Raw genomic sequence first — 22,137 nt, forward strand, 5'->3', positions numbered from 1 at the left:
ATGCCATATCATCGACGGCCGAGAATGGTCGTGCTGAAACGAGGAGTGCGTTATGCAAGTCGTCAATCTGAAAGCCCCGGGCGGTCTCGACAAGCTCGAGCTTCATGAGGTCGAGGCGCCGGGTGAGCCGGGGCCGGGCGAAGTTCGCGTCAGACTTCATGCCAGTTCGCTCAATTTTCACGATTACATCGTCGCCACGGGCATGTCGCCCACCGAGCAAGGTCGTATCCCGATGTCCGACGGCGCTGGCGTTGTCGAAGCGGTCGGCAAGGGGGTCGAGGCGTTTGCCGTCGGCGACGCCGTCGTCTCGACCTTCTTCCCCCACTGGCTGGAAGGCCCGGCGCGCGTCGCCGATTTCAAGACCGTTCCTGGGGATGGCGTCGACGGTTACGCGCGCGAGCAGGTAGTGCGCCCGGCGCACTGGTTTACCCATTCGCCCAAGGGCTACTCCCACGCCGAGGCGGCGACACTGACCACAGCCGGATTGACGGCGTGGCGCGCGCTGGTGGTCGATGGCGGTCTCAAGGCCGGCGACACCGTCGTCACGCTGGGCACCGGCGGTGTCTCGATCTTTGCCGTTCAACTGGCCAAGGCGATGGGGGCCAGGGTCATCGCCACGTCGTCGAGCGACGAGAAGATCGCCAGGTTGCGTGAACTGGGCGCGGACTACACGATCAACTACCGTGACGAGCCGGAATGGGGTAAGCGCGTCCAGGCGCTGACCGATGGCCAAGGGGCCGAGCATGTCATTGAGGTCGGCGGTCCGGGCACGCTGCCGCAGTCGATCGACGCCGTCTCGATCGCCGGTCATATCTCGCTTATTGGCGTATTGACTGGCCGTGGCGGTGAAATTCCGACAGCGAAGCTGATGGCCAAGCAGGCGAAGCTGCAGGGCTTGATCGTCGGCAGCCGCCGGCATCAGATGGAGATGATTCGCGCGCTGGAGACGATGCGCCTGAAGCCGGTCATCGACCGATCATTCGCACTCGGCGAGATCGCTGATGCTTTCCGTCATCAGGAATCCGGCAAACACTTTGGCAAGATCTGCCTCGAGTTCTGATCGGGGGGGAGAAGAGACACAAAGAGCCGTAAAAAGCGCTGCCGGGCATGACCCGGCAGCGCTTTTTCATTGGGGCCGGTTACTTCCGTGACGCGGGACGCAGGTCGTAGTCGAAGTATTGGTGCATCAGCGTCTCGAAAGTGCCTTCGGCATAGACGCTATTCAGTGCCTGATTGAAGGTGTCGGCGAGCGCCTCGTCGCGAGGCCTCACGGCGATCGCGTTGCCACGACCGAAGATCGATTCTGGACGATCGATGCGTGGGCCGACCTGCACGAACTCGCTGTCGTCCTGGCCAATCTTCAGCGTGTCGAGCGCGACCGGGTAGTTGAGAAAGGCCAGATCCAGTCGCTGCGATTCCAGATCCAGCGCCACATCGGCCGCCGTCTCGTAACGATGAATGTCCAACGTATCGCCATAGCGCTGGGTGACGTAATTGTCTTGCGTCGTGCCGCGCTGGACGCCGGCCGTCTTGCCTTTCAGCGACGCTTTGTCGCTAAGCTCGATCTTTGTGCCACGTCGCGCCACCCATACCTTCGGGGACATCGCATACGGCTCGGTGAACCGCACCTGGCGCTCGCGGGCGGGCGTGATTCGCATCGAGGACATGATCGCGTCGTATTTGCGCGAGAGCAGCCCGGGGATGATGCCATCCCAGCTCTGGACGACCCACTCGCAATCGAGCTTCGCGCGCTGGCAAAGCTCGTTGCCCAGCTCGATCTCGAATCCTTCCAGCTCACCGCTGGCGTTACGGTATTCGAACGGCGGGTAAGGCACATCCACGGCGATACGCACGTGCTGCAAATCGGCGGCTTGTGCCGGGACGACCGAGGCGAGAGCGATGGCCGCGGCGCCGAGTGTTGGGAGGAGGCGAGGTTTGGCAAAAAGTGTGATGCGGTCTGGCACGACGATTCCTTGATCTATTGACGTTGTTATCGGTCGGAGCATTGACGCCATCTTACCGGTAGTGGCTAATGGATAGCCTGTTCATTACCGGGAGAGGGCCATGAGCTGCATTTTCTGCGATATCGTCGCCAATCGAGAGCCTTGCCACAAGGTGTGGGAAGACGAATCGCATCTGGCCTTTCTATCGATCTTTCCCAACACGGCGGGATTCACCGTCGTCATCCCGAAAGCGCACTATCCGAGCTACGCGTTCGATCAGGATGACGCGGTGCTGCGCGAACTGATCGTGGCGACCAAGCAGGTGGCCAATCGCCTGGATCGGGCGCTGGATGGTGTCGCGCGCTGCGGAATGTTTTTCGAAGGCTATGGCGTCGATCATCTTCACGCCAAGCTCTTTCCCATGCACGGCACCGGCGACGATGCCAGCTTCAAGCCGATCGAGGCCAACGTCGATAAGTTCTTCGACGTCTACGAAGGCTATCTCTCGTCACATGACTACAAGCGCGCCGACGACGATGCGTTGGCCGAGCTGGCGAGGCAAATTCGTGAAGCCTGAAAAGATTGAGCGAAGCTGGAGCAGGCCGGTGTTCTGCGGCCGGCCGTTACGTGGCTTTCAAGAGGTGGGAGAAGGCGTGGGTGGGGGCAGTTTCGGCAACAAAGGCGCGATTTTTGTTAGCTGATTATTGAGTAGTAAAAGACCAATTGGCTTAGAAACAATTTTAGGAAGCGATTGTTTTTAAACTAACGTCTCGAGAATTATTTTTTCTCAGCAAAATTCGATATCGGCCGTTAAAGCGATCAGTAACGCAACATTTTGAGGATCGCGCCGATGCCCTTTTTGAGAACTAGCCAGTCCCGATATATCGCTCTCGTTGCCGGATTCTTTATCCTGCTGATGATAGCCACGCTATTGGCCATTCAATATTTCGTGACGCCGAAGCTCGAACACACCGAGAAGTCTCTCGTCGAGTCTCGCATCGACACCGAAATCGATAACAAGATTCATCAAGAACTGAGCAAGATCGAGTCTCAGCAACGATCGATTACCCAGACGGTGTCTCAGCTCTCGAGCGACGATATCGACAGGCTGCTACCTTCGCTGGTCGATCAGTACGGTCAGGCGGCGGTTTTCGGCGGTGGTGTCTGGCCGTTGCCGAATCAGCGAGAGCCGGGCAAGGAACGTTTCAGTAGTTTCTATGCTCGGGACAGTAGCGGTGAACTGAAACCCAATACGTACTGGAATACCGCTGAAGCTCCCAACTATTACGACGAAGGCTGGTTCAAGACAGCCCTGACCATGCCCAAAGGCACCTGCCAGTGGTGGCCTGCGTACGCCGATGCCGGCGCCGAGGCTCGCACGAACTGCGCCATGACGATTTACAGAAATGGTGAAGTGTATGGTGTGGCGACCATCGACCTCACGCTTGGGTTCTTCAGCCGCTTGGTGGCTGATGTCGAAAAGCAGATCCAGGGCCAGGTGCTCATTTTCGAGCGGGACGGAAAAGTCGTCAGCAATAGTTCTCGCATCGGTGGAGAAATCGTCCTCAAGTCACTTTCGCAGCTCCCCGCCACTCCATTCACGCAGACCTTGGAAGGGATGCTGCCGGGGATCGACGGTAACGATAACGTCGAGGCGGAATACGACATCGATGGCGAGGAGCACACGCTTCTGGTTCACGCCATCGAGGGAACCCCCTGGCTGATTGCCGCCGGGCTACCCAGCTATCTGCTGACACAGCAGAGCAACCAGATTCTGACGATGCTGGCCGGCGTCCAGGTACCGCTGGCGATTCTGCTGCTGATCGGCATCGTGATGGTGGTGAGAACCGTGATGAAGCGGATCGGCAATCTGCGCAAGAGCATCGACGACCTGGCATCGGGCAATGCAGATCTCACGCGGCGCCTGCCGGGTAGCGGTAGTCCGGAGTTCGATGCCGTAGCGCAGAGTTTCAATGCCTTCATCGCCCGCTTGCAGGGCATGATGCAGCAGATAGCCCGCAATACCGGAGAGATCACGCTGGCAGCGCGCGAGATTGCCACTGGGAATCAGGATCTTTCGGCGCGTACCGAGCATCAGGCCAGTTCACTGCAGGAGAATGCCGCAGCCATGGAGGAATTGACCTCCACAGTGCAACACAATGCAGAAAACGCAGGCCAGGCCAACCAGCTGGCCGATGCTGCTGCGAGCACGGCAGCCCGCGGAGGAGAGGTCGTCGACGAAGTGATCGGCACCATCGGCTCGATCGACGAAGCCTCGAGCAAGATCGTCGACATCATCGGGATGATCGACAATATCGCGTTCCAGACCAATCTGCTGGCGCTCAACGCCTCGGTCGAGGCGGCGAGAGCCGGCGAACACGGTCGTGGATTCGCTGTCGTCGCAACCGAAGTCAGGTCGCTGGCAGAGCGCTCGGCATCGGCAGCGAGCGAGATCAAGGCGCTGATCGAGGACTCGGTCCAGCGGGTCGAGCAGGGCAAGAAGCTGGCCGGTGAAGCAGGGACCACGATGAACGATATCGTCGAACGCGTCCGACGCGTCGCGGACATCATGGGCGAAATCCGCGCGGCCAGTCAGGAGCAGAGCCAGGGTATTGCTCAGGTCAGCCAGGTCATCTCGCAACTGGATGATACGACCCAGCAGAACGCGTCCATGGTCGTTCAGATCACGACCGCGGCCGCTTCGCTACGCGATCAGACCGGGCAGTTGGAAGCGATCGTCGGTGAATTCGAGATCGGTGATCTCGAAAATCCGCCGCAGGGCTCTAAGCCTGCGGCACTCGCCGCCCGACCTAACATTACCCGACCCGATACCGCTCGCCGACAGGAGCACGAAGCGCTCACGGAAGTCTGAGCAGGATCGGCAACGAGAGCCGGGCGTGGTCTCTGTACCACGCCCGGTTTCGTTTAACGCCTACCGCCGCCGGCATTGCCGCCGTTGCGGCCACTTCCGCCACGAGTGCGTCGCTGACGGCCCCCTGGCGTCTCCGTCCGCGCAGCGAGCTGTTCGGGTGTCAGACGGTTGCCATCGACATCGCCGTTCTCGTCCCGCGGCAGATCCTGGTGTTGTGGTCTGCTTTTCTGCGGTCCCCGATGACGCTGCCCGCCATTTGGCTGGCCATCGCGATGCCCCGACGGATTGCCTTGTCGAGGACCGCGGTCCTGTCGCCGCTGATTGTCATCGCGTCGTTCGGCACGGCGTTGACCATCTTTGCCATTCTGGCGTCCGCGATTCTCGCCGCGTGTTTCACCACGCGTGCTGTCGCCGCCTCGGCTGCCATTACCGCGTCCGCCGCCATTGCCACGGCCATTGCCGCGACCGCCGCCGTTTCCGCGACCGCGCGGCTGACGGGGCGGGCGGTCGTCGTTTTCATCGACCTTGGGGCCGCCCCCCGGCGTCGGTTCGAAACCTTCGATGACTTGACTGTCCAGGCGCTGGCTGATCAGGCGTTCGATGCCGGCCAGCTCCTTTTTCTCATCCAGGCTGACCAGCGATACCGCCTGGCCGCTGGCGCCCGCGCGGCCGGTGCGGCCGATGCGGTGCACATAGTCCTCCGCGACGTTGGGCAGCTCGAAGTTGACGACTTGCGGGAGTTGGTCGATATCCAGCCCGCGTGCGGCGATATCGGTCGCCACCAGGGCGCGAATCGCGCCACTCTTGAAGTCGGCAAGCGCTTTGGTACGAGCGTTCTGGCTCTTGTTGCCATGAATGGCTGCCGCTTCGATGCCCTGGCCTTCGAGGAATTTGGTCAGCCGGTTGGCGCCATGCTTGGTGCGGGTAAAGACGAGCACCTGATGCCAGTCGTGCGTCTGGATGAGATGCGACAGCAGCGCCGGCTTGCGGCTCTTGTCGACCGGATGCACGCGCTGGGCAACGGTGGTGGCCGTCGAGTTGCGAGGCGTGACCGAGACTTCGACCGGGTCGTTGACCAGGCCCTTGGCGAGGCTGCGGATTTCGTTGGAGAAGGTCGCCGAAAACAGCAGGTTCTGACGTTGCTTGGGCAGCACGGCCAGCACCTTGCGGATGTCGTGAATGAAGCCCATGTCGAGCATGCGATCGGCTTCATCGAGCACGAGCACTTCGAGCTGATCGAAACGCACGGCTTTCTGTTGATGGAGATCGAGCAGGCGGCCGGGCGTAGCCACGAGAATATCGACGCCATCGCGGAGTTTGGCGATCTGCGGATTGATCTTGACGCCGCCGAAGACGACCGCGCTTTTCAGCGGCAAATGCTTGCCGTAAGTCTCTACGCTCTCGGCCACCTGGGCCGCGAGTTCGCGTGTCGGAGTCAGAATCAGCGCGCGAACCGGCCGGCCACGCGGCACGTCATTTCGGGACAGGCGATTCAGAATCGGCAGGGTGAAACCGGCGGTCTTGCCGGTACCGGTCTGCGCCGCGGCCATGACGTCGCGGCCTTGGAGCACGGCGGGGATCGCCTGTGCCTGAATCGGAGAAGGTGTGTCGTAGCCCTGTTCGGCAACGGCTTTCAGCAACGGGGCGTCAAGGCCCAGTGAGTCAAAAGACATTCGGTAGTATCCAGGTCGCGGCGATAGCCGAGTCGCGGCGTTGGCATAGCGAAGCGGCTATGCTGTGCCGAGGGGCCAGTGCTGGCTGATTGAGATACCCGGAAGCGGGTTTCAAGAGAGGTCGTCATTCCCCAGGCGGTTTTTTCATCGGGGAGCTTCGCGTGACGACGGCCAGGCAGGTGGCAATCATGGGGCGGCAGCTTAACGCAACTCGACGTTAGCGGCTATGTGTTTGTCGATCTCGTCTCCAGGCAAGAGCTCCATTTGACAGTACCGATCTATCGGAGGAACTCACGTCATGCACAAGAGCCGACTGGCGGCCGTTGTCATCGACAGTCAGGTCGACGACAAAACCCCTGCCATTGATTTCTGGCGTCACGCGCTGGGCATGCCCTGCATCGAAACCGACGAAAAGTACGGCAAACTGGATACGCCTATCGATCAGCCTGACGTGCTGGTCCAGCGGGTCGATCACGCAAGCCGAGTTCACCTCGATATCGAGACCGACGACATGGATGCCGAGGTCGCACGGCTCGAAGCGTTGGGCGCGAGCGTGGTCGAGCGCTTTCCTCGCTGGGTGGTCATGGAAGCGCCAACGGGGCATCGCTTCTGCGTGGTACATCCGCAGCGACGCGATTTCGACACCGCGGATAACGTCAACGTCTGGCCTTGAAGCCGTGGCGTAGGTGTCAGCCTTGGCGCAATGCAGGTGCCTGCATCGACGGGGTCGCGCCATGTCTTTCCTGTGGCGTCGTGCGCCTTACGCCGAACCAGTTCGTGGCCGGGCCGAGCACGGCGAGCAGTGCCGAGAAGGCGATCCCAAGATAATTGAACAGCGCCCAGGGGGCGTAATCGAGCGTTGCGATACCGAGTGTCGTTGCCATGTAGATACCGGAGACCGTCCAGGGCGCTAACGCCTCGGGAATCATGCCGCCATCTTCCATGCTGCGGGAGAGGTTGAGCGGGTGCAGGCCGGTTCTGGCGTACTGTTCGGCAAACAGTTCTCGAATCAGGAAAAAGGTGACGTAGCTATTGCCCGTCGCGAGGATAATGCCGACCCCGGCGACGAGCGAGGCGAGAATCGTGGCGGTGGCGCTACGTAGATGATCCAGCGTTCGCCTGAGCACGATATGCAGGGCGCCGGAGGCCTCCAGCGCCGCGGCGAAGAAGAAAGCGCAGAACACGAACAGAACCGTGCCCTGCATGCTGTAGAGGCCGCCACGCTCGAGTAGCGTCGTCAGCGTTTCACTAAGCGAGCCGCTCTGGTCGCCGCTGACCATGTCGACGGTGAAGCCGGACACCGCGGCAGTGGCGATGGTCCGTAGGGGTAGACCCTGAACCCAAAGCGCAAGCAGCATGGCACAGAGCGCCGAGGCGAACAGCACAATCAGCGTCGGTTTTCTTAGGATGGAACCCGAGAGAATGATCACGGCGGGTAGCAGCAATAGCGGGCTGAGCGTGAAGAGTTCAGAGATCTGCGTCGTGGTCTCGACAATGGCGGGTGAATTGACCTCGCCGTGGAGATTCGTGCCCAGCAGCCAGTATGCGAGGAGCGCAATCAGGCAGGAGGGCAGCGATGTGAACATCAGATGGCGGATATGGCGATAGAGGTCCACTCGGGAGACCATCGACGCCATGATCGTGGTGTCGGATAGCGGTGACAGCTTATCGCCAAAATAGGCGCCCGAGATCACCGCGCCGGCGGTGATCGCCAGGTTGATCTCCATGGCGCTGGCGATACCCATGATCGCGACACCGATGGTACCGGCGGAGCCCCAGGAGGTGCCGGTGCAGGTCGAGACGATGGCAGTCGCAATGAATGCCATCACGTAGAGATAGCGCGGCTCGATCAGCTCGAGCCCGTAGTAGATGAAGTAGGGGATGGCGCCAGCGGCAAGCCAGGTACCGATGATCAGGCCGATACTGTAGAGAACGAGAATGGCGATGGTCGCGGTGCGAATCTTGTCGGCCATGATCGTCATGATGGTTTCCCACTGCCTACCGTGGGCAAAGGCGAAGAGCGCGCAGAGCACGCCGACAGCGATCAGCACGATCTCGGTGGGGTAGCCGGCGATAACGATGCCGCCGACGATGAGAGCGGCAATCGTCAGCAGCAGGCAGAGCGATGCGATGAATCCGGGTTGTTGCTGTTCTTGTTGTTGCCGCGGCGTTTCGGTCATCGATGAATCTCCCGGGTTGTCGTTCTTATCTCAAGGTCTGAAAACCTCGCTTCAGATCTTCGATCAGCAGTTCAGGGGCTTCCAGTCCGATGGCAAGGCGGATGAGCGTCGGGCCGGTGTCGTCGGGTTGACGCTGCGAAATGGCCAGCGATTCATAACCGCCCCAGCTGACGCCGATGCGAAATGTCTGCAGCGCGTTGATGAAGCCGGCGATGCGAGCGTAGGTGGGGTTGTCGATCTCGAAACTGAGCAGCCCCGCCTGACCGGAGAGCTGCTTCTCGACCCAGAGCGCCGCTTCCCCGGTTGCCAGACAGGGGTGATGGATTGCCGTGATCTCTTGCTGGACGGCCAGATACTGTATGACATCGAGCACGTTGGATTGGTGCTGGCGCATCCGCACGGGCAAGGTTCTGAGGCCGCGCAGGGCGAGAAACGCGCTGTGCGGCGAGAGGGCGGCACCCAGCAGCTGATGACCATGTTCGAAGATGCGGGCAACGAGTTCGCGGCGGCCGATGACGGCACCGCCGACCAGGTCGCTATGGCCGCCGATGTACTTGGAGAGGGTATGCAGCGAAAGATCGATGCCGAGCGTGAGCGGTTTCTGGAACAGCGGCGTCGCCCAGGTGTTGTCGATCGCCGTCAATATGCCGTGCGCTCTAGCGATGCTGGCGATGCCTTCGAGATCGGCCAGTTCCATACGCATCGATGAGGGGCTCTCGATATAGATCAAGCGGGTCTCGGGTCTCAGTGCTCGCTCGACGTCCCGTGAATCGCCGCTGCATTCGTCGAAATCGATGCCGAAACGCGCCATCTGCTCGAGTAGCTGACGCGTGGGGCCATACGCCTGATTGACCAGTAGCACATGGTCACCGGCGCTCAGCAGGGTCATCATCGTGGCACTGATCGCGCCCATGCCGGAGCCGAACGCCTTCGCCATTTCGCCGCGCTCGAGCGCCGCCAGCTTCTCCTCGAGCAGCTTGACGGTGGGGTTAAGCCCACGGCTATAGACGAAATGGCTGCGCTCGTCTCGCATCACTTCGGTGAAGCGCTCAAGATTGGGAAAGGTGAAGAGGCTGGTCTGATAGATCGGTGGTGCCATGGCACCCTGGTACTGCTCGTGCGCTTCGAACGCATGCGAGCAGATCTCGGAGTCGCGCACCGTGTCGGTATCGATGTTCTCGGCCATAAAGCTTCCAAGCGTTGTGGGCGGTCGAAGAGGGTAATCGTGTCATCTCCGACCTGTCTGATAGCTACATTTATCACGCGTCACGGGTTGCTTCAATTGAACGTCGGGAGGAATCTCGTTACCGTTTTTGTCACTTGCCGTCAGTGCGGCATCGCTCGGAATCACCATGAAAAGACTCTATTTGTCCGACACCGTTGCTGGTGAGATCGGCAGCTATATCGCCGAGCGCAAGCTATCGGCGGGTGATCGGCTGCCCTCCGTATCGACCTGGATGGCACGTCTGCAGGTCGGACGCTCGACGCTGCGTGAAGGGCTCAAACGCCTCGAGGCAGAGGGGGTCATCGAGGTCATCAACGGCAAAGGCATCTTCGTCAGCGATCAGCAGACCTTCCGGTTGTTCTCACGACTGCACGTAACCGATGCGCGTCGGCATTTACTAGAGATGCTCGATGTCCGCCTGGTGCTCGAGGAAAAAGCCGTCGTGCTGGCGACCCAGCACGCCAGCGAAGCGCAGTTCGCTGACATGGCCCAACATCTCGAAGATTATCGGGCAGCGCGCGAGGCCGATGACTTTCTTCGGGTCCATGAAGCGGACTCCGCCTTCCATCTGGCGATCTATCAGGCCAGTCACAATGAGGTGTTGGTCGCGTTGATACGCTCGATTCACTCCGAACTCTACGTCTCCTGGCAGACACCTCAGGATCGTAACGAGGTGTTCGATGCCAGCTTCCCTCACCACGTGACGCTACTCGAGGCGATGCGCCGGCGGGACATCGAAGCCGCATCGTCGGCTTTCCATGCGCTGATGGCGGCAACGCGTCATACCGTCGAGATGATGTAATCCCACACAAGAAGGTGAACGATGATCACGAAAGACGTTTTAACAGGCTATTCGACGCCGCGATGGCTCTGTGCGCTCGGCATCGGCATGATGCTGCCTCTCGGCGTGGCTCAGGCTGCGACGAATGCGTCCTCGCAAGGCTCGACCCATGCGACCTCGCAAGGCTCGACCCATGCGTCCTCGCAAGGCTCGACAATGTGCACCAAGATTCCGATTCCTTGCGACGCGGTAATCGCCCACCGCGGTGCCTCCTATCAGGCGCCGGAATCGACTCGCCCCGCCTATCTGCTGGCTCGCGATCTGGGCGCCGACTATCTGGAGCTGGATCTGCAGCGTACCAAGGATGGCAAACTGGTCGCCGTTCATGACAATACGTTGGGGCGTAATACCAATGTCGCCGAGATCTTCCCCGAGCGCGCCGATGCGCCGGTCTCGAGCTTCACGTTGGCAGAACTCGAACGACTCGACGCGGGGAGCTGGTTCAACGCGGCCTACCCCGAGCGCGCACGAGACAGCTATGCCGGTCTCAAGATATTGACGCTCGATGACGTCATCGATATTGCCGAAGGCGGCGACAATCACCCCGGTCTCTACATCGAGACCAAGGTGCCGGAACAGTTTCCGGGCATCGAGGAGGACCTGCGCGAGAAGCTGATCGCACGCGGCTGGCTGGGCGACGATGCCGGTCACTGGAAGCCGGCGACGGGCGATGCGGTCAAGGTGGCCGACGGCGCCGGGCGCGTGATGATGCAGACCTTCTCCAAGGCCAGCCTGGAAGCGCTGGAGAAGACGATGCCGGATGTGCCGCGCGTGCTGCTGCTGTGGGTTGGCGAAGGCAGCATCGCGCCGGCGCCAAGCCAGCCGCAGGGCGATGACGAGAGTAGCGCCGACTACTACGCCAGGCAGAAAGTTGCCTCGCCGGCAGCCTATGAGCAGTGGCTCGATTTCGCCAAGGCGCAAGGCGCCATCGGCGTTGGCCCGTCGACGATCCAGACCGACCACGATGGCGCGTTCAGCAGCCAGTTCAGCTACATGGATCTGGCCGAGCCGTGGATGGTCGGCATGGCCCACGATGATGGGCTGCTGGTGCATCCATATACCGTTGACGAACCGGCGGATTTCGCGCGCTATCAGCAGCGTGGGGTCGATGGCTTCTTCACCAATCGCACCGAGCAGCTGCTCGAATTCCTTGGCCATCCCAAGCAGGATCAGGATGCGATCCTGAAGCAGTACGGTTACTAGCAGCGCACGCATCTGCAATGAAAAACGACGGGCGTGGCAATCCCTGCCGCGTCCGAGTTTCACCCCCTCTCGAGGTTTCAGCATGTCCAGCGATCGCCCTCAGGCCAGACCGACCGTGCAGATCGACAACGACCGCGTGACGGTCACCGAATGGCGCTTCCCGCCCGGTGCCGAAACCGGCTGGCACGAGCACGGCCACGATTACGTGGTCGTCCCGCAGACCACCGGAAAGCTCGAGCTGGAGACGCTCGACGGCCACACTTTCTCCACGCTCGAGACCGGCGTCTCCTATTGCCGCGAGCGCGGCGTGGAGCACAATGTGGTGAATGCCAACGACTTCGAATTCGTGTTTATCGAGATTGAGATGAAGTAGTAGTCAGCATTGGCTATGCGCTAACCGCGTGACGACACACGTTCCCTAGAGGAAAATCGCGAGCCGGTTACCCTCCTTTCGCGACGGTGTGTGTCATGACCTCTACTCCAGTCTCGAATTCCCACGTCCATGATCCAAACTGCCAGCATGGTCATGATTCGCACGGCTATGGCGCCTTTGATCATGTGCATGGGCCGAGTTGTTAACATCACCACGCTCAAACGCCTCGCGTATTGCGTTAAAGAACGTCGGGCGCAATGACATCTGCCCGTGCGGCAGTGGCAAGAAATTCAAGAAGTGTCACGCGACGTGAGCACTTTCAGGTTCTGTCGATTTCCATCTTGGCCTTCAGGTGAGCGAGAAAAGCTTCGGTTGCTGCCGGCAGCGTACGGTTGGCCAACGTTTGCAGTTCCACGTGCCGCGCATCCATGCCGGCATCGCGGATGGGCATCGCAACCAGCCGATCCTGAAGCAAGCGGTGGTGTACCGAGATCTCCCCGGCCAAGGCGATGCCGCCTCCCAATATGGCAAAATTGACCAGCGCTTCGGTGTAGTTGCTGGTGAAAATCGATTCGAAGATCAGGTTCTGCTGGCTGCAGCAGATATCGAATAGCTGGCGTAACGTCGTTTCCAGCGGCGGCAAGGCGATGGGGTAGGCTTGCAACTGCGCCAGCGTAACCTGATGCCGGCCTGCTAGCGGGTGCGCGTGTGACATCAGCACCTGGATGCGTGACCGCTGGCGTGATTCGACCTGGATATCCCGCTCCGGGGCGAGACTGAAGGTAAGACCGATATCTGCTTCTCCCTCGCGCACCTTGCGCGTCACCTCGGCGGGAGAGCTGACGCTTAGCCGAAACTGGATGCCTTTGTAGAGACGCCGAAATTCCGCGATCGCCAGAGGAATGAAATCCACCGCGAATCCTTCCGAACTGGCCAGGCGTACGGTGCCTCGCTCCAGCCCTTGGAGTGCCTGAATTTCACTGGCAACGCGATCGGTTTCCAACTGCATGCGTCTGGCGTGCGCGGCAAGTAGCTCTCCGGCTGCACTGGGTATCATGCCGCGGGCGCGACGTTCGAACAGTTGAGTGCCAAGTTCGTACTCGAGTCGCGCGATCTGCCGGCTGATTGCCGAAGCGGCGACGTTGAGCTTGAGCGACGCTTCGCTTATCGAGCCGTTCTTGACCACTGCGAGGAAGTAGCGCAGAGAGGTTTCCTGCAGAGCGCGGCTGTTCATCGTCATTGGCCAGTCCTCGACAGTTCATTTTGCGTCCTTCGCGTTGTTTTAATTAACGTTTGCCGAAATGGCAATGGAAGATTCTAAACATTGTACTTGTGGCATGGCTCAAGGCTCAGATAGCGTAAAATTCGAGTCGACGGCAAGCAAGCTGATTCGCGACAACACCAATAACACCGGTCGGCACCGTCACATTTTCAGCTAAATCGATAATAATGAGGTTGAAATGCGCTCTACTCCCACGGCCCGTCAGGCGATGACGGCAGTCATGCTCTGCTGTCTTTCGTTTCCCGCTCTAGCTAACAAGGCCAATGATACGCTGGTCTACGCCTCCGACAGTGAGCCGGAAAACGTCAGCCCCTACCACAACAACCTGCGTGAAGGCGTGATTCTCTCGCATCTGGCGTGGGACACGCTGATCTACCGCGACCCGGATACCAACGAATACGAACCAATGCTGGCGACCGAATGGCATTGGATCGATGACACCACACTGGAGATGACGTTGCGGGAAGGCGTGACTTTCCAGAATGGCGAGCCGTTCAACGCCGATGATGTCGTGTTCACCTTCAATTATGTGGTGTCGCCGGATGCCAAGGTCGTAACGCGGCAGAACGTCGATTGGATCAAGAGCGTCGAGAAGATCGACGATACCCACGTTCGCTTCCATCTCAATGGCGCTTTCCCCGCCGCGCTCGAGTATCTGTCCGGGCCATTGCCGGTCTATCCGGATCAGTATTTTCAGGAAGTCGGTCTCGAAGGCTTCAGCAAGAAGCCGATCGGCACCGGACCCTACCAGATCACCGAAGTGGACCCGGGCGAAGGCGTCAAGTTGACAAAGAACGAAAATTACTTTGCCGACAGCCCGGTCGGCGAGCCGCATATCGGCCATATCGAGTTCAAGGTGATTCCCGATCAGGACTCCCGCGTGGCGCAGTTGATGACCGGTCAGGTCGACTGGATCTGGCGCGTGCCGGCAGACCAGGCCGAGCAGATGCAGGGTATGCCCAACCTCACGGTTGATAGTGGCGAGACCATGCGTGTGGGATATATCTCGCTGGACGCGGCCGGGCGCGAGGACTCTCCGTTGCATAATCTGAAGGTGCGCCAGGCGATCAACCATGCCATCAATCGCCAGGGCATGTCCGAGAATCTGGTGCGTGGCGGCAGTCGTCCGCTTTACGCGCCCTGTTTTCCGGCGCAGTTCGGGTGCGAGACTCAAGATGTCGTCAAGTACGATTACGATCCGGACAAGGCCCGGCAGCTTCTGGAGGAAGCCGGTTACGGCGATGGCTTCGAGGTAAATCTCTTCGCCTATCGCGAGCGGGATTACGCCGAAGCGATGATCGGTGACCTGCGTAACGTTGGCATTCGTGCCAACCTGCGGTTCATGACCTCGCCGGCGCTGTTGGACATGCAGCGCAGCGGTAAGACGGATATGTCGTTCAAAACCTGGGGCTCCTATTCGGTAAATGACGTTTCAGCATTCACAAGCGTCTATTTCGGTGGCGGAGCTGATGATCGCTGGAACGATCAGCAGGTCCATCAGTGGCTGAAGACAGCCGATAGCTCGGTCGATCCCGATGTACGCAAGGACAACTACCGTAAGGCGCTGCAGCGCATTTCTGAGCAGGCCTACTGGGCGCCGCTGTTCTCCTACTCCACCTATTACGCCTACACGTCTGATCTGAACTTCACCCCCTACCCGGATGAACTGCCGCGCTTTGCCGAAGCCAGCTGGAAGTAATCTCGTGGTGTGAAGTCGTCGATAGCATCCGCGCGATCGTCTGATTCGACTCGGCGTCGCGCGGTAGTGGCCTGGTGTGGCCAGGCGTCGCATCGTCATGGCGCCGCGTGGGAATAGGGAGCAAGCAGCATGGGCATCTTCATTTTGCGGCGAATCATCGTCGCGCTGAGCGTGGCGCTGACGATTTCGATCATCAGTTTCATGCTCTTGCATCTCTCGGGCGACCTGGCGGCTTCTATTGCCGGGCCCGAGGCAACGGTCGAGCAGGTCGAGCAGATTCGCGTCGATTACGGTCTCGACCGGCCGATCATCAATCAATACCTGGACTGGTTGGGTGGCGCGCTGCAGTTCGACTTCGGCCGCTCGTACTACTACCAGAGCACGGTCGTCGATCTGATCGTCGATCGTATGCCTATCACCTTGACGCTGGGCGGCCTCGCGCTGGCCATCGCCGTCTGTGTATCCATCCCGCTGGGCGTCGTGGCGGCGATCCGGCGTGACACCTGGGTCGATCGATTGGCGCTGCTGTTCGCCGTGGTTGGCCAGGCAATGCCGAGCTTCTGGTTCGGCTTGACCCTGATCGTGGTATTTGCAGTCACACTGCAATGGTTGCCTGCCGCCGGGGCAGGTAACTGGCAGAACTTCGTGCTGCCGGCCATTGCGCTGGGCTATTACGCGACCCCAGCGATGATGCGCCTGACTCGGACCGGCATGCTCGAGGTGCTGGAGTCGGATTACATCCGTACCGCACGTGCCAAGGGATTGAGAGCAGGATCGGTTATCTTCAAGCACGCGCTGCGTAATGCCGTGATCCCGGTGGTCGCGCTCGCCGCGGTGGAGCTGGGCTTCATGCTGGGCGGTTCTGTCGTGATCGAGTCGGTGTTTTCGCTCAATGGCCTGGGCCAGTTGGCCTGGGACGCCATCTCGCGCAATGACTATCCGGTAGTTCAAGCCGTGGTGCTGATCATTGCCATGTTCTACATCGTGCTGACGCTGCTGGCGGATATCGCCAACGCTGCGTTGGACCCCCGTATCCGCACACGCTGAGGCGCACATCATGACAGCTTCCAACGTTTCATCTGCTGGCCCCTCGGTACCATCCTCCAGCGCGACCGGCCCCAATACCAAACCGATGGCGCTGGGCGAGATTCCGCTGCCGGCTCCCGTATGGTCGCGACTCACTCGGCGGCTGTTCGGCCACCGCGGTCTGACCATCGGCCTCTGCCTTGTCGCTCTAGCGGTATTGATTGCGATCTTCGCGCCGCTGCTGGCGCCTCACGACCCCTATTTTCAGGACATCGCCAACCGCATGGTGCCGCCAATCTGGCACGATAAAGGCACTTGGGAGCATGTGCTGGGTACCGACAAGCTGGGGCGTGATTATTTGAGCCGGCTGCTTTACGGCACCCGCATTTCGCTAACGATCGGGCTGATCGCCGCGCTGATCTCCGGTGTCATCGGTACCACCTTGGGCGTGCTGGCGGGCTACTTCGGCGGTCGTGTCGATGCCGTCATCAGCTATGTGATCACGACCCGACTGGCGATGCCGGTCGTGCTGGTTGCCCTGGCGCTGGCATCGCTCACGGGAGGCTCTCTGGTCACGGTGATCGTGCTGCTGGGCCTGCTGCTGTGGGATCGCTTTGCGGTGGTGTCGCGCTCCGTGACCCAGCAGCTGCGCGACGCCGAGTATATCTACGCGGCCCGCACCCTGGGCTGTTCGAGAGCCTACATTCTGGTACGCGAAATCCTGCCCAACATCACGGGTGCGTTGATCGTGGTGATCACCCTCGAGATGGCCCATGCGATTCTGCTGGAGGCGACGCTGTCGTTCCTCGGCATGGGTGTGCAGCCCCCGTTGCCGTCCTGGGGGCTGATGGTCGCCGAGGGCAAGGCCTACATGTTCTTTCAACCCTGGGTCATCGTCATTCCTGGGGTCGCACTCTTTCTCCTGGTTCTGGCGATCAACCTGTTGGGCGACGGGCTCAGAGATCTCAACGCACCGGGAGGACGCAACTGATGTCACTGCTCGAAGTGAAGGACCTGCGCGTCGATCTGCCGGTCGAGGCCGGCATGCTGCACGCGGTGCGCGGCATCGACTTTTCCGTCGATCGCGGTGAGATGCTCTGTCTGGTCGGCGAATCAGGTTGTGGCAAGTCGATGACTTCGCTGGCGCTGATGGGCTTGCTGCCGCGCCGGGCGCGTCTGACGGCCGGCCGGCTCGATTTCGACGGAACCGATCTGACCGCCGCCTCCGAGCGCCAGCGCAGTCATTTGCGCGGCAGGCGCATTGCGATGATCTTTCAGGAGCCGATGACGGCGCTCAATCCCGCCTATACCTTGGGTAATCAGCTCTGCGAAGCGTATCTGCGTCACAAGCTGGGCAATCGGCGAGCGGCGCGGGCGCGGGCTATCCATCTGCTGGAACGCGTCGGTATCAGTGCCGCGGCGGAGCGTCTGAACCAGTATCCCCATCAGCTCTCCGGTGGCCTGCGCCAGCGCGTGATGATCGCCATGGCGCTGATGTGCGAGCCCGACCTGATCATCGCGGACGAGCCGACGACGGCGCTGGATGTCACCATCCAGGCGCAGATTCTGCGCTTGTTGCGTGAGCTGCAGCAGGAGTTCGGGACAGCGGTGATCTTCATCACTCACGACCTGGGCGTGGTGGCACGTATCGCTGATCGCGTCGCGGTGATGTACGCCGGTGAGGTGATCGAGGCCGCGCCCACCGCCGCGTTGTACGCCAACCCCAGTCACCCCTATACGCGAGGGCTGCTCAGCTGTATCCCCGCGCCGGGCAAGACGCCACCGGGTAGTCGCCTGCAGGCGATTCCCGGTGTCGTCCCCAGTCTGGTCGGCCATGTCGAGGGATGTGCTTTTCGCAACCGGTGTCCGCAGGCGCAGATGACCTGCGAGCAGACGCCGCCGATGCAGGCCTTGCCCGACGACCACCGGGCACGCTGTCATTTTGCCGATCGACTGGCGCCTGCCGTGCCCCAAGCGGAGATGAGCTCATGAGTGCGCTATCGAGGATCGTTTCACCCGCGGCCTCGCCGTCCCCGCCGTCGGCGCCACCCGAGGCGACGAATCGGCAGCCCCCGGCGCTGGAACTCTGCGGTCTCTCCAAGCACTTCACCCTCGGCGGCGGTCTGTTCAAGCGTGGCCGCACGCTTGGCGCCGTCAACGAGGTGTCCCTGCGGATTCCCCGCGGGCAGGTGATGGGGCTGGTCGGTGAGTCCGGCTGCGGCAAGAGTACCCTGGCCAAGATGTTGCTGGGGCTGACGACGCCGACTGACGGCGATGTGCTGGTAGACGGAAAGCCCTTGCGAGGCGCCGACCAGAAAGCACTGGCTCGGCACATCCAGCCGATCTTTCAGGATCCGTATTCCTCGCTCAATCCGCGCAAGCGGATCGAGCAGATCGTCGGGTTGCCGTTGGCCATTCATGGACTGGGTTCGCCGCGAGAGCGTTCGACCAGAGTCGCCGACATGCTGGATCTGGTCGGCTTGCCCAAGCGCGCCGCGCAGCAGACGCCCGGCCAGCTTTCCGGTGGCCAGCGCCAGCGGGTGGCGATCGCCAGGGCGTTGATCATGAGGCCGGGTATCGTCATCTGCGATGAACCGACTTCGGCGCTGGATGTGTCGGTGCAGGCGCAGATTCTGAATCTGCTGCTGGATCTCAAGCGGGAGTTCGGCCTGACGTATCTGTTCATCAGCCACGATCTGGCGGTCGTCGAGCACCTGGTCGACCGCCTGGCGGTGATGTATCTGGGTCGTATCGTCGAAGAGGGCACACGCGAGCAGATTTTCGGCAATCCTCGCCATCCCTACACCCAGGCACTGCTGGCCTCGGCACTGACGCCGGAACCCGGGCTGGGGGTGCCCGATATCGGCTTGAATGACGCGATGCCGGATCCCAGCAATCCGCCGCCGGGTTGCCCGTTTCATCCGCGCTGCCCCAAGGCTGAGGCCACTTGCCTGGAGACTCGACCACGTCTGGAAGACGTCGGTACCCCAGGGTCGCGGGTCGCCTGCCATTTCGCATGAAGATCATCCTTCAGATATTCGATTTTTCGCTCAGTTCGAGGAGAGTAATTCATGGCGCGACATCAGGCGCTCGAGCAGGTTTGGCACACGTTCGACAGCGGGGATTTTCGGCAGCTGCTGGATGCCCGTATCGCGGTACGCAGCGAGAGTCAGGAGACGGGCCGCGACAGCGAGCTGCGACGCTATCTGACCGACTTCGTGATCCCCGAGATCGAAAGCCTGGGATTCACCTGGGAGATCGTCGATAACCCGGTCGACGGTTTTGGCCCGTTTCTGCTGGCCGAGCGCATCGAAGCCGATGCGGCGATGACGCTGCTCACCTACGGTCATGGTGATGTCGTGCGCGGCTATGACGAGCAGTGGCGAGATGGGCTTTCACCCTGGCGGATCGTGGTGGAAGGAGAGCGGTGGTATGGCCGGGGTACCGCCGACAACAAGGGACAGCACAGCATCAACCTGAGCGCGCTGAAGAGTGTGATCGAGGCGCGCGATGGCAGGCTGGGCTACAGCGTCAAGCTGATCCTCGAGATGGGAGAGGAAACCGGATCGCCTGGCCTGAAGGCGGTTTGCGAAACCTATCGTGAGCGCTTGGCCGCGGATCTTTTCATGGCATCCGATGGTCCGCGATTGTCCGCGGATTCGCCCACACTGTTCCTCGGCTCGCGAGGTTCGTTCAACTTCGATCTTCACCTGCGCGCTCGCCATGGGGCGCACCATTCTGGAAACTGGGGCGGCGTGCTCTCCAATCCGGCGACTCGGCTGGCCAATGCTTGGGCGACACTTGTCGACTCTCAGGGTCGGATAATGATCGAGGGGCTGCGGCCACCGGCAATCCCCTCTGCGGTCAGCGAAGCGGTGAAGTCCCTGACCGTTGGCGCGACGCCCGGCGATCCTGCGATCGATAGCCACTGGGGCGAACCAGGATTGCTTCCCTCAGAGCGCCTGTTTGCCTGGAATACGTTGGAGCTATTGGCGATTAAGGCCGGCAACCCGGACGCGCCGGCTAACGCCATCCCCGCCGAGGCCTACGCCCACTGTCAGCTGCGATTCGTCGTTGGTAGTGACCGAGAGCATTTCATCGATCACCTGCGCCAGCATCTGGACGCCCATGGCTTCGAGGATATCGAGGTCAGTAGTGCACGCATGTCGCAGATGAACGCGACCCGACTCGACCCAACGGACCCCTGGGTCGGCTGGGCGCTGGCATCAATGGCCGAGTCCAGTGGCAAGACGCCGACGCTTCTGCCTAATCTCGGCGGCTCGTTACCCAACGATGTCTTCGCCGAGACGCTGGGGCTTCCGACGCTATGGGTCCCGCACTCCTACCCGGCGTGTTCTCAGCACGCGCCAGACGAACACGCATTGGCGAGCATCGTGCGCGAAGGGTTGGGAATCATGGCCGGATTATGGTGGGACCTTGCCGAACAGGGCCAGGACATTTTGAAGGAGCGAGAAACATGGCATCGTTGAATGAGATCGGGACGATGGCCCGCGCCTGGCTCACCGACCAGCACGACGCGATGGTCGAGTGTTTGGAAACGCTGGTGAACATTGACTCCAATAGCCACGACAAGGTCGGTACCGACGCGGTGGCGGACGTCATCGTCGAATGGCTGGAAGCGGATGGCATCGAGGTGATTCGCACGCCGCGCGCGCAAGCCGGCGATATTCTGGAAGCTCGACTCGAAGGGGACGGCAGCGATACGGCCCACGGTCACGTCTTGATGATGGGGCATCGCGATACGGTTTTCCCGACGGGTACCGTGGTGAAGCGAGGCTACACGCAGCAAGGTGATACGGGCTACGGTCCGGGCGTCGCCGACATGAAATCCGGACTCGTGCTCAATATCTTCGTGCTGCGCGCGCTCAAGCGACTGGCGCCGCTGCCGTTTCCGGTGCGAGTGCTGTTCACCGCGGACGAGGAGATCGGTTCGCCGGACGGCAGTGCGTTCATTCGCGAAGCCGCCACCGGAGCGCGTGCCGTGTTCAATGCGGAGCCCGGCCGTATCAGCGGTAATGTGGTGACCGGCCGCAAGGGCGGCGCGGCGTTTCTGATCGAAGTGACAGGCAGGGCGGCGCACTCCGGTGTCAGCCACGCCGACGGCGCGAGCGCGATCGAGGCGCTGGCACGCAAGATCGTCAAGCTGCATGCGTTGACCGACTACGCAACTGGCGTGACGACGAATGTCGGTCTGATCGAAGGCGGTGTTTCGCGAAATACCGTGGCACCTGCCGCGAGCGCTCAGCTCGATACGCGTTTCGTCACCAATGAACAACGCGTGGCCTTAATGGGCGCCATCGAGGCCATCGTCGCGGAGGAGGAAGTGCCCGGAACGCGCGCCACGGTTCGCCAGACTTCGGGCTTTCTGCCGATGGAGCCGAGGATGAGCGAAGTGCTCTTCGCACGCTACCGCGCTCAGGCCGCTGCACTGGGGTTCGATGTCGAAGGCGAATTTACAGGCGGCTGCTCGGACGCCGGCACCACGGCCAGCATGGGGATCCCTACGCTCTGCGGCACGGGGCCGGTTGGCGCGAAGATGCATACCGACGATGAATATTGTCGTCTGGAAACGTTGGTACCCCGGGCACAGGCTGTCGCGATGACGGTTTTGAGCCTGACGTCATCGGTTCGACGACCGACGCAATAGTGTGACGGCGGATCGAGCCAGGCGTCAGCGAAATCAATGTGAGCGGAAAGTGAGCAGCCGGTAACGCGAGATGTGACACCTGGTCATCGGGGTTTTGAAAGTTACTTGTAGACACATTTTGTATCTATGCAGATGCAAGAAGGCGCATAGCG

General features: G+C 61.0%; 19 protein-coding genes and 1 pseudogene. 15 read left to right on the top strand and 5 right to left on the bottom strand.

All coding sequences use genetic code 11. The features are described 5' to 3' along the window. Positions 1–52: 52 nt before the first annotated feature. Positions 53–1,060 carry a zinc-dependent alcohol dehydrogenase family protein gene (locus IE125_RS10185; protein ID WP_189444553.1) on the top strand — a complete coding sequence of 336 codons (1,008 nt, stop codon included), beginning with the start codon at positions 53–55 and terminating at the stop codon, positions 1,058–1,060. 79 nt (positions 1,061–1,139) lie between these two features. On the opposite strand, the gene IE125_RS10190 is transcribed toward IE125_RS10185, so the two are convergent. Next, on the bottom strand, positions 1,140–1,964 hold the full coding sequence (locus IE125_RS10190) for a transporter substrate-binding domain-containing protein (protein WP_308430134.1): 825 nt from the start codon (positions 1,962–1,964) through the stop codon (positions 1,140–1,142). A 100-nt stretch (positions 1,965–2,064) separates the two neighbouring features. Here IE125_RS10190 and IE125_RS10195 point away from each other — a divergent pair, with 100 nt between their 5' ends. After that, positions 2,065–2,520: an HIT family protein gene (locus IE125_RS10195; protein ID WP_189444555.1), complete on the top strand. Its 456-nt coding sequence runs from the start codon at positions 2,065–2,067 to the stop codon at positions 2,518–2,520. 273 nt (positions 2,521–2,793) lie between these two features. Then, positions 2,794–4,815, top strand: a complete 2,022-nt coding sequence (locus tag IE125_RS10200) for a methyl-accepting chemotaxis protein (protein WP_189444556.1) — start codon at positions 2,794–2,796, stop codon at positions 4,813–4,815. A gap of 338 nt (positions 4,816–5,153) precedes the next feature. Here IE125_RS10200 and IE125_RS10205 read toward each other — a convergent pair. Then, positions 5,154–6,488 (bottom strand): annotated as a pseudogene (locus IE125_RS10205) (DEAD/DEAH box helicase); the annotation flags it as partial. Between the two features lie 298 nt (positions 6,489–6,786). Here IE125_RS10205 and IE125_RS10210 point away from each other — a divergent pair. Then, positions 6,787–7,161: a VOC family protein gene (locus IE125_RS10210; RefSeq protein WP_189444558.1), complete on the top strand. Its 375-nt coding sequence runs from the start codon at positions 6,787–6,789 to the stop codon at positions 7,159–7,161. Positions 7,162–7,177: 16 nt separating this feature from the next. Here the strand turns inward: IE125_RS10210 and nhaC are convergent, their stop codons facing one another. Both nhaC and IE125_RS10220 read right to left on the bottom strand, forming a co-directional pair. After that, complete coding sequence (gene nhaC / locus IE125_RS10215; RefSeq protein ID WP_189444559.1) at positions 7,178–8,668, bottom strand: Na+/H+ antiporter NhaC; 1,491 nt, start codon at positions 8,666–8,668, stop codon at positions 7,178–7,180. Positions 8,669–8,693: 25 nt separating this feature from the next. Continuing rightward, on the bottom strand, positions 8,694–9,854 hold the full coding sequence (locus tag IE125_RS10220; RefSeq protein WP_189444560.1) for a trans-sulfuration enzyme family protein: 1,161 nt from the start codon (positions 9,852–9,854) through the stop codon (positions 8,694–8,696). 166 nt (positions 9,855–10,020) lie between these two features. Between IE125_RS10220 and IE125_RS10225 the strand changes: the two genes are divergently transcribed. The 4 genes from IE125_RS10225 (at position 10,021) to IE125_RS19435 (ending at position 12,623) form a co-directional block, all read left to right on the top strand. Further along, positions 10,021–10,695, top strand: a complete 675-nt coding sequence (locus IE125_RS10225) for a FadR/GntR family transcriptional regulator (RefSeq protein ID WP_189444561.1) — start codon at positions 10,021–10,023, stop codon at positions 10,693–10,695. 21 nt (positions 10,696–10,716) lie between these two features. Further along, entirely contained in the window at positions 10,717–11,937 is a 1,221-nt protein-coding gene (locus IE125_RS10230) for a glycerophosphodiester phosphodiesterase (RefSeq protein WP_229809037.1), read from the top strand. Positions 11,938–12,019: 82 nt separating this feature from the next. Next, a complete protein-coding gene (locus tag IE125_RS10235) occupies positions 12,020–12,310 on the top strand; it encodes a cupin domain-containing protein (protein WP_189444562.1) in 291 nt (96 codons plus the stop codon). Between the two features lie 199 nt (positions 12,311–12,509). Next, the gene (locus IE125_RS19435; RefSeq protein WP_229809038.1) at positions 12,510–12,623 is read left to right on the top strand and encodes an SEC-C metal-binding domain-containing protein; all 114 of its coding nucleotides are present in this window, start codon (positions 12,510–12,512) and stop codon (positions 12,621–12,623) included. Positions 12,624–12,629: 6 nt separating this feature from the next. On the opposite strand, the gene IE125_RS10245 is transcribed toward IE125_RS19435, so the two are convergent. After that, complete coding sequence (locus IE125_RS10245; protein WP_229809039.1) at positions 12,630–13,550, bottom strand: LysR family transcriptional regulator; 921 nt, start codon at positions 13,548–13,550, stop codon at positions 12,630–12,632. 220 nt (positions 13,551–13,770) lie between these two features. Between IE125_RS10245 and IE125_RS10250 the strand changes: the two genes are divergently transcribed. From IE125_RS10250 to IE125_RS10280, 7 genes are all read left to right on the top strand, one after another. After that, positions 13,771–15,291, top strand: a complete 1,521-nt coding sequence (locus IE125_RS10250; RefSeq protein ID WP_189444563.1) for an ABC transporter substrate-binding protein — start codon at positions 13,771–13,773, stop codon at positions 15,289–15,291. Positions 15,292–15,420: 129 nt separating this feature from the next. Then, positions 15,421–16,338, top strand: coding sequence for an ABC transporter permease (locus IE125_RS10255; RefSeq protein ID WP_189444564.1), 918 nt, complete (start codon positions 15,421–15,423; stop codon positions 16,336–16,338). Positions 16,339–16,348: 10 nt separating this feature from the next. Further along, a complete protein-coding gene (locus IE125_RS10260; protein WP_189444565.1) occupies positions 16,349–17,308 on the top strand; it encodes an ABC transporter permease in 960 nt (319 codons plus the stop codon). Further along, positions 17,308–18,309 carry an ABC transporter ATP-binding protein gene (locus tag IE125_RS10265; RefSeq protein ID WP_229809040.1) on the top strand — a complete coding sequence of 334 codons (1,002 nt, stop codon included), beginning with the start codon at positions 17,308–17,310 and terminating at the stop codon, positions 18,307–18,309. The genes IE125_RS10260 and IE125_RS10265 overlap by 1 nt, the downstream gene beginning before the upstream one ends. Continuing rightward, complete coding sequence (locus tag IE125_RS10270; RefSeq protein ID WP_189444566.1) at positions 18,306–19,337, top strand: ABC transporter ATP-binding protein; 1,032 nt, start codon at positions 18,306–18,308, stop codon at positions 19,335–19,337. Before IE125_RS10265 ends, IE125_RS10270 begins: the two co-directional genes overlap by 4 nt. A gap of 51 nt (positions 19,338–19,388) precedes the next feature. Next, positions 19,389–20,807 carry a M20 family metallopeptidase gene (locus IE125_RS10275; RefSeq protein WP_189444567.1) on the top strand — a complete coding sequence of 473 codons (1,419 nt, stop codon included), beginning with the start codon at positions 19,389–19,391 and terminating at the stop codon, positions 20,805–20,807. Beyond that, the gene (locus IE125_RS10280; protein WP_229809041.1) at positions 20,795–21,985 is read left to right on the top strand and encodes a M20 family metallopeptidase; all 1,191 of its coding nucleotides are present in this window, start codon (positions 20,795–20,797) and stop codon (positions 21,983–21,985) included. The genes IE125_RS10275 and IE125_RS10280 overlap by 13 nt, the downstream gene beginning before the upstream one ends. Positions 21,986–22,137: the final 152 nt, after the last annotated feature.

The organism is Salinicola rhizosphaerae (genome assembly GCF_014652715.1).
GTDB classification, from domain to species: domain Bacteria; phylum Pseudomonadota; class Gammaproteobacteria; order Pseudomonadales; family Halomonadaceae; genus Salinicola; species Salinicola rhizosphaerae.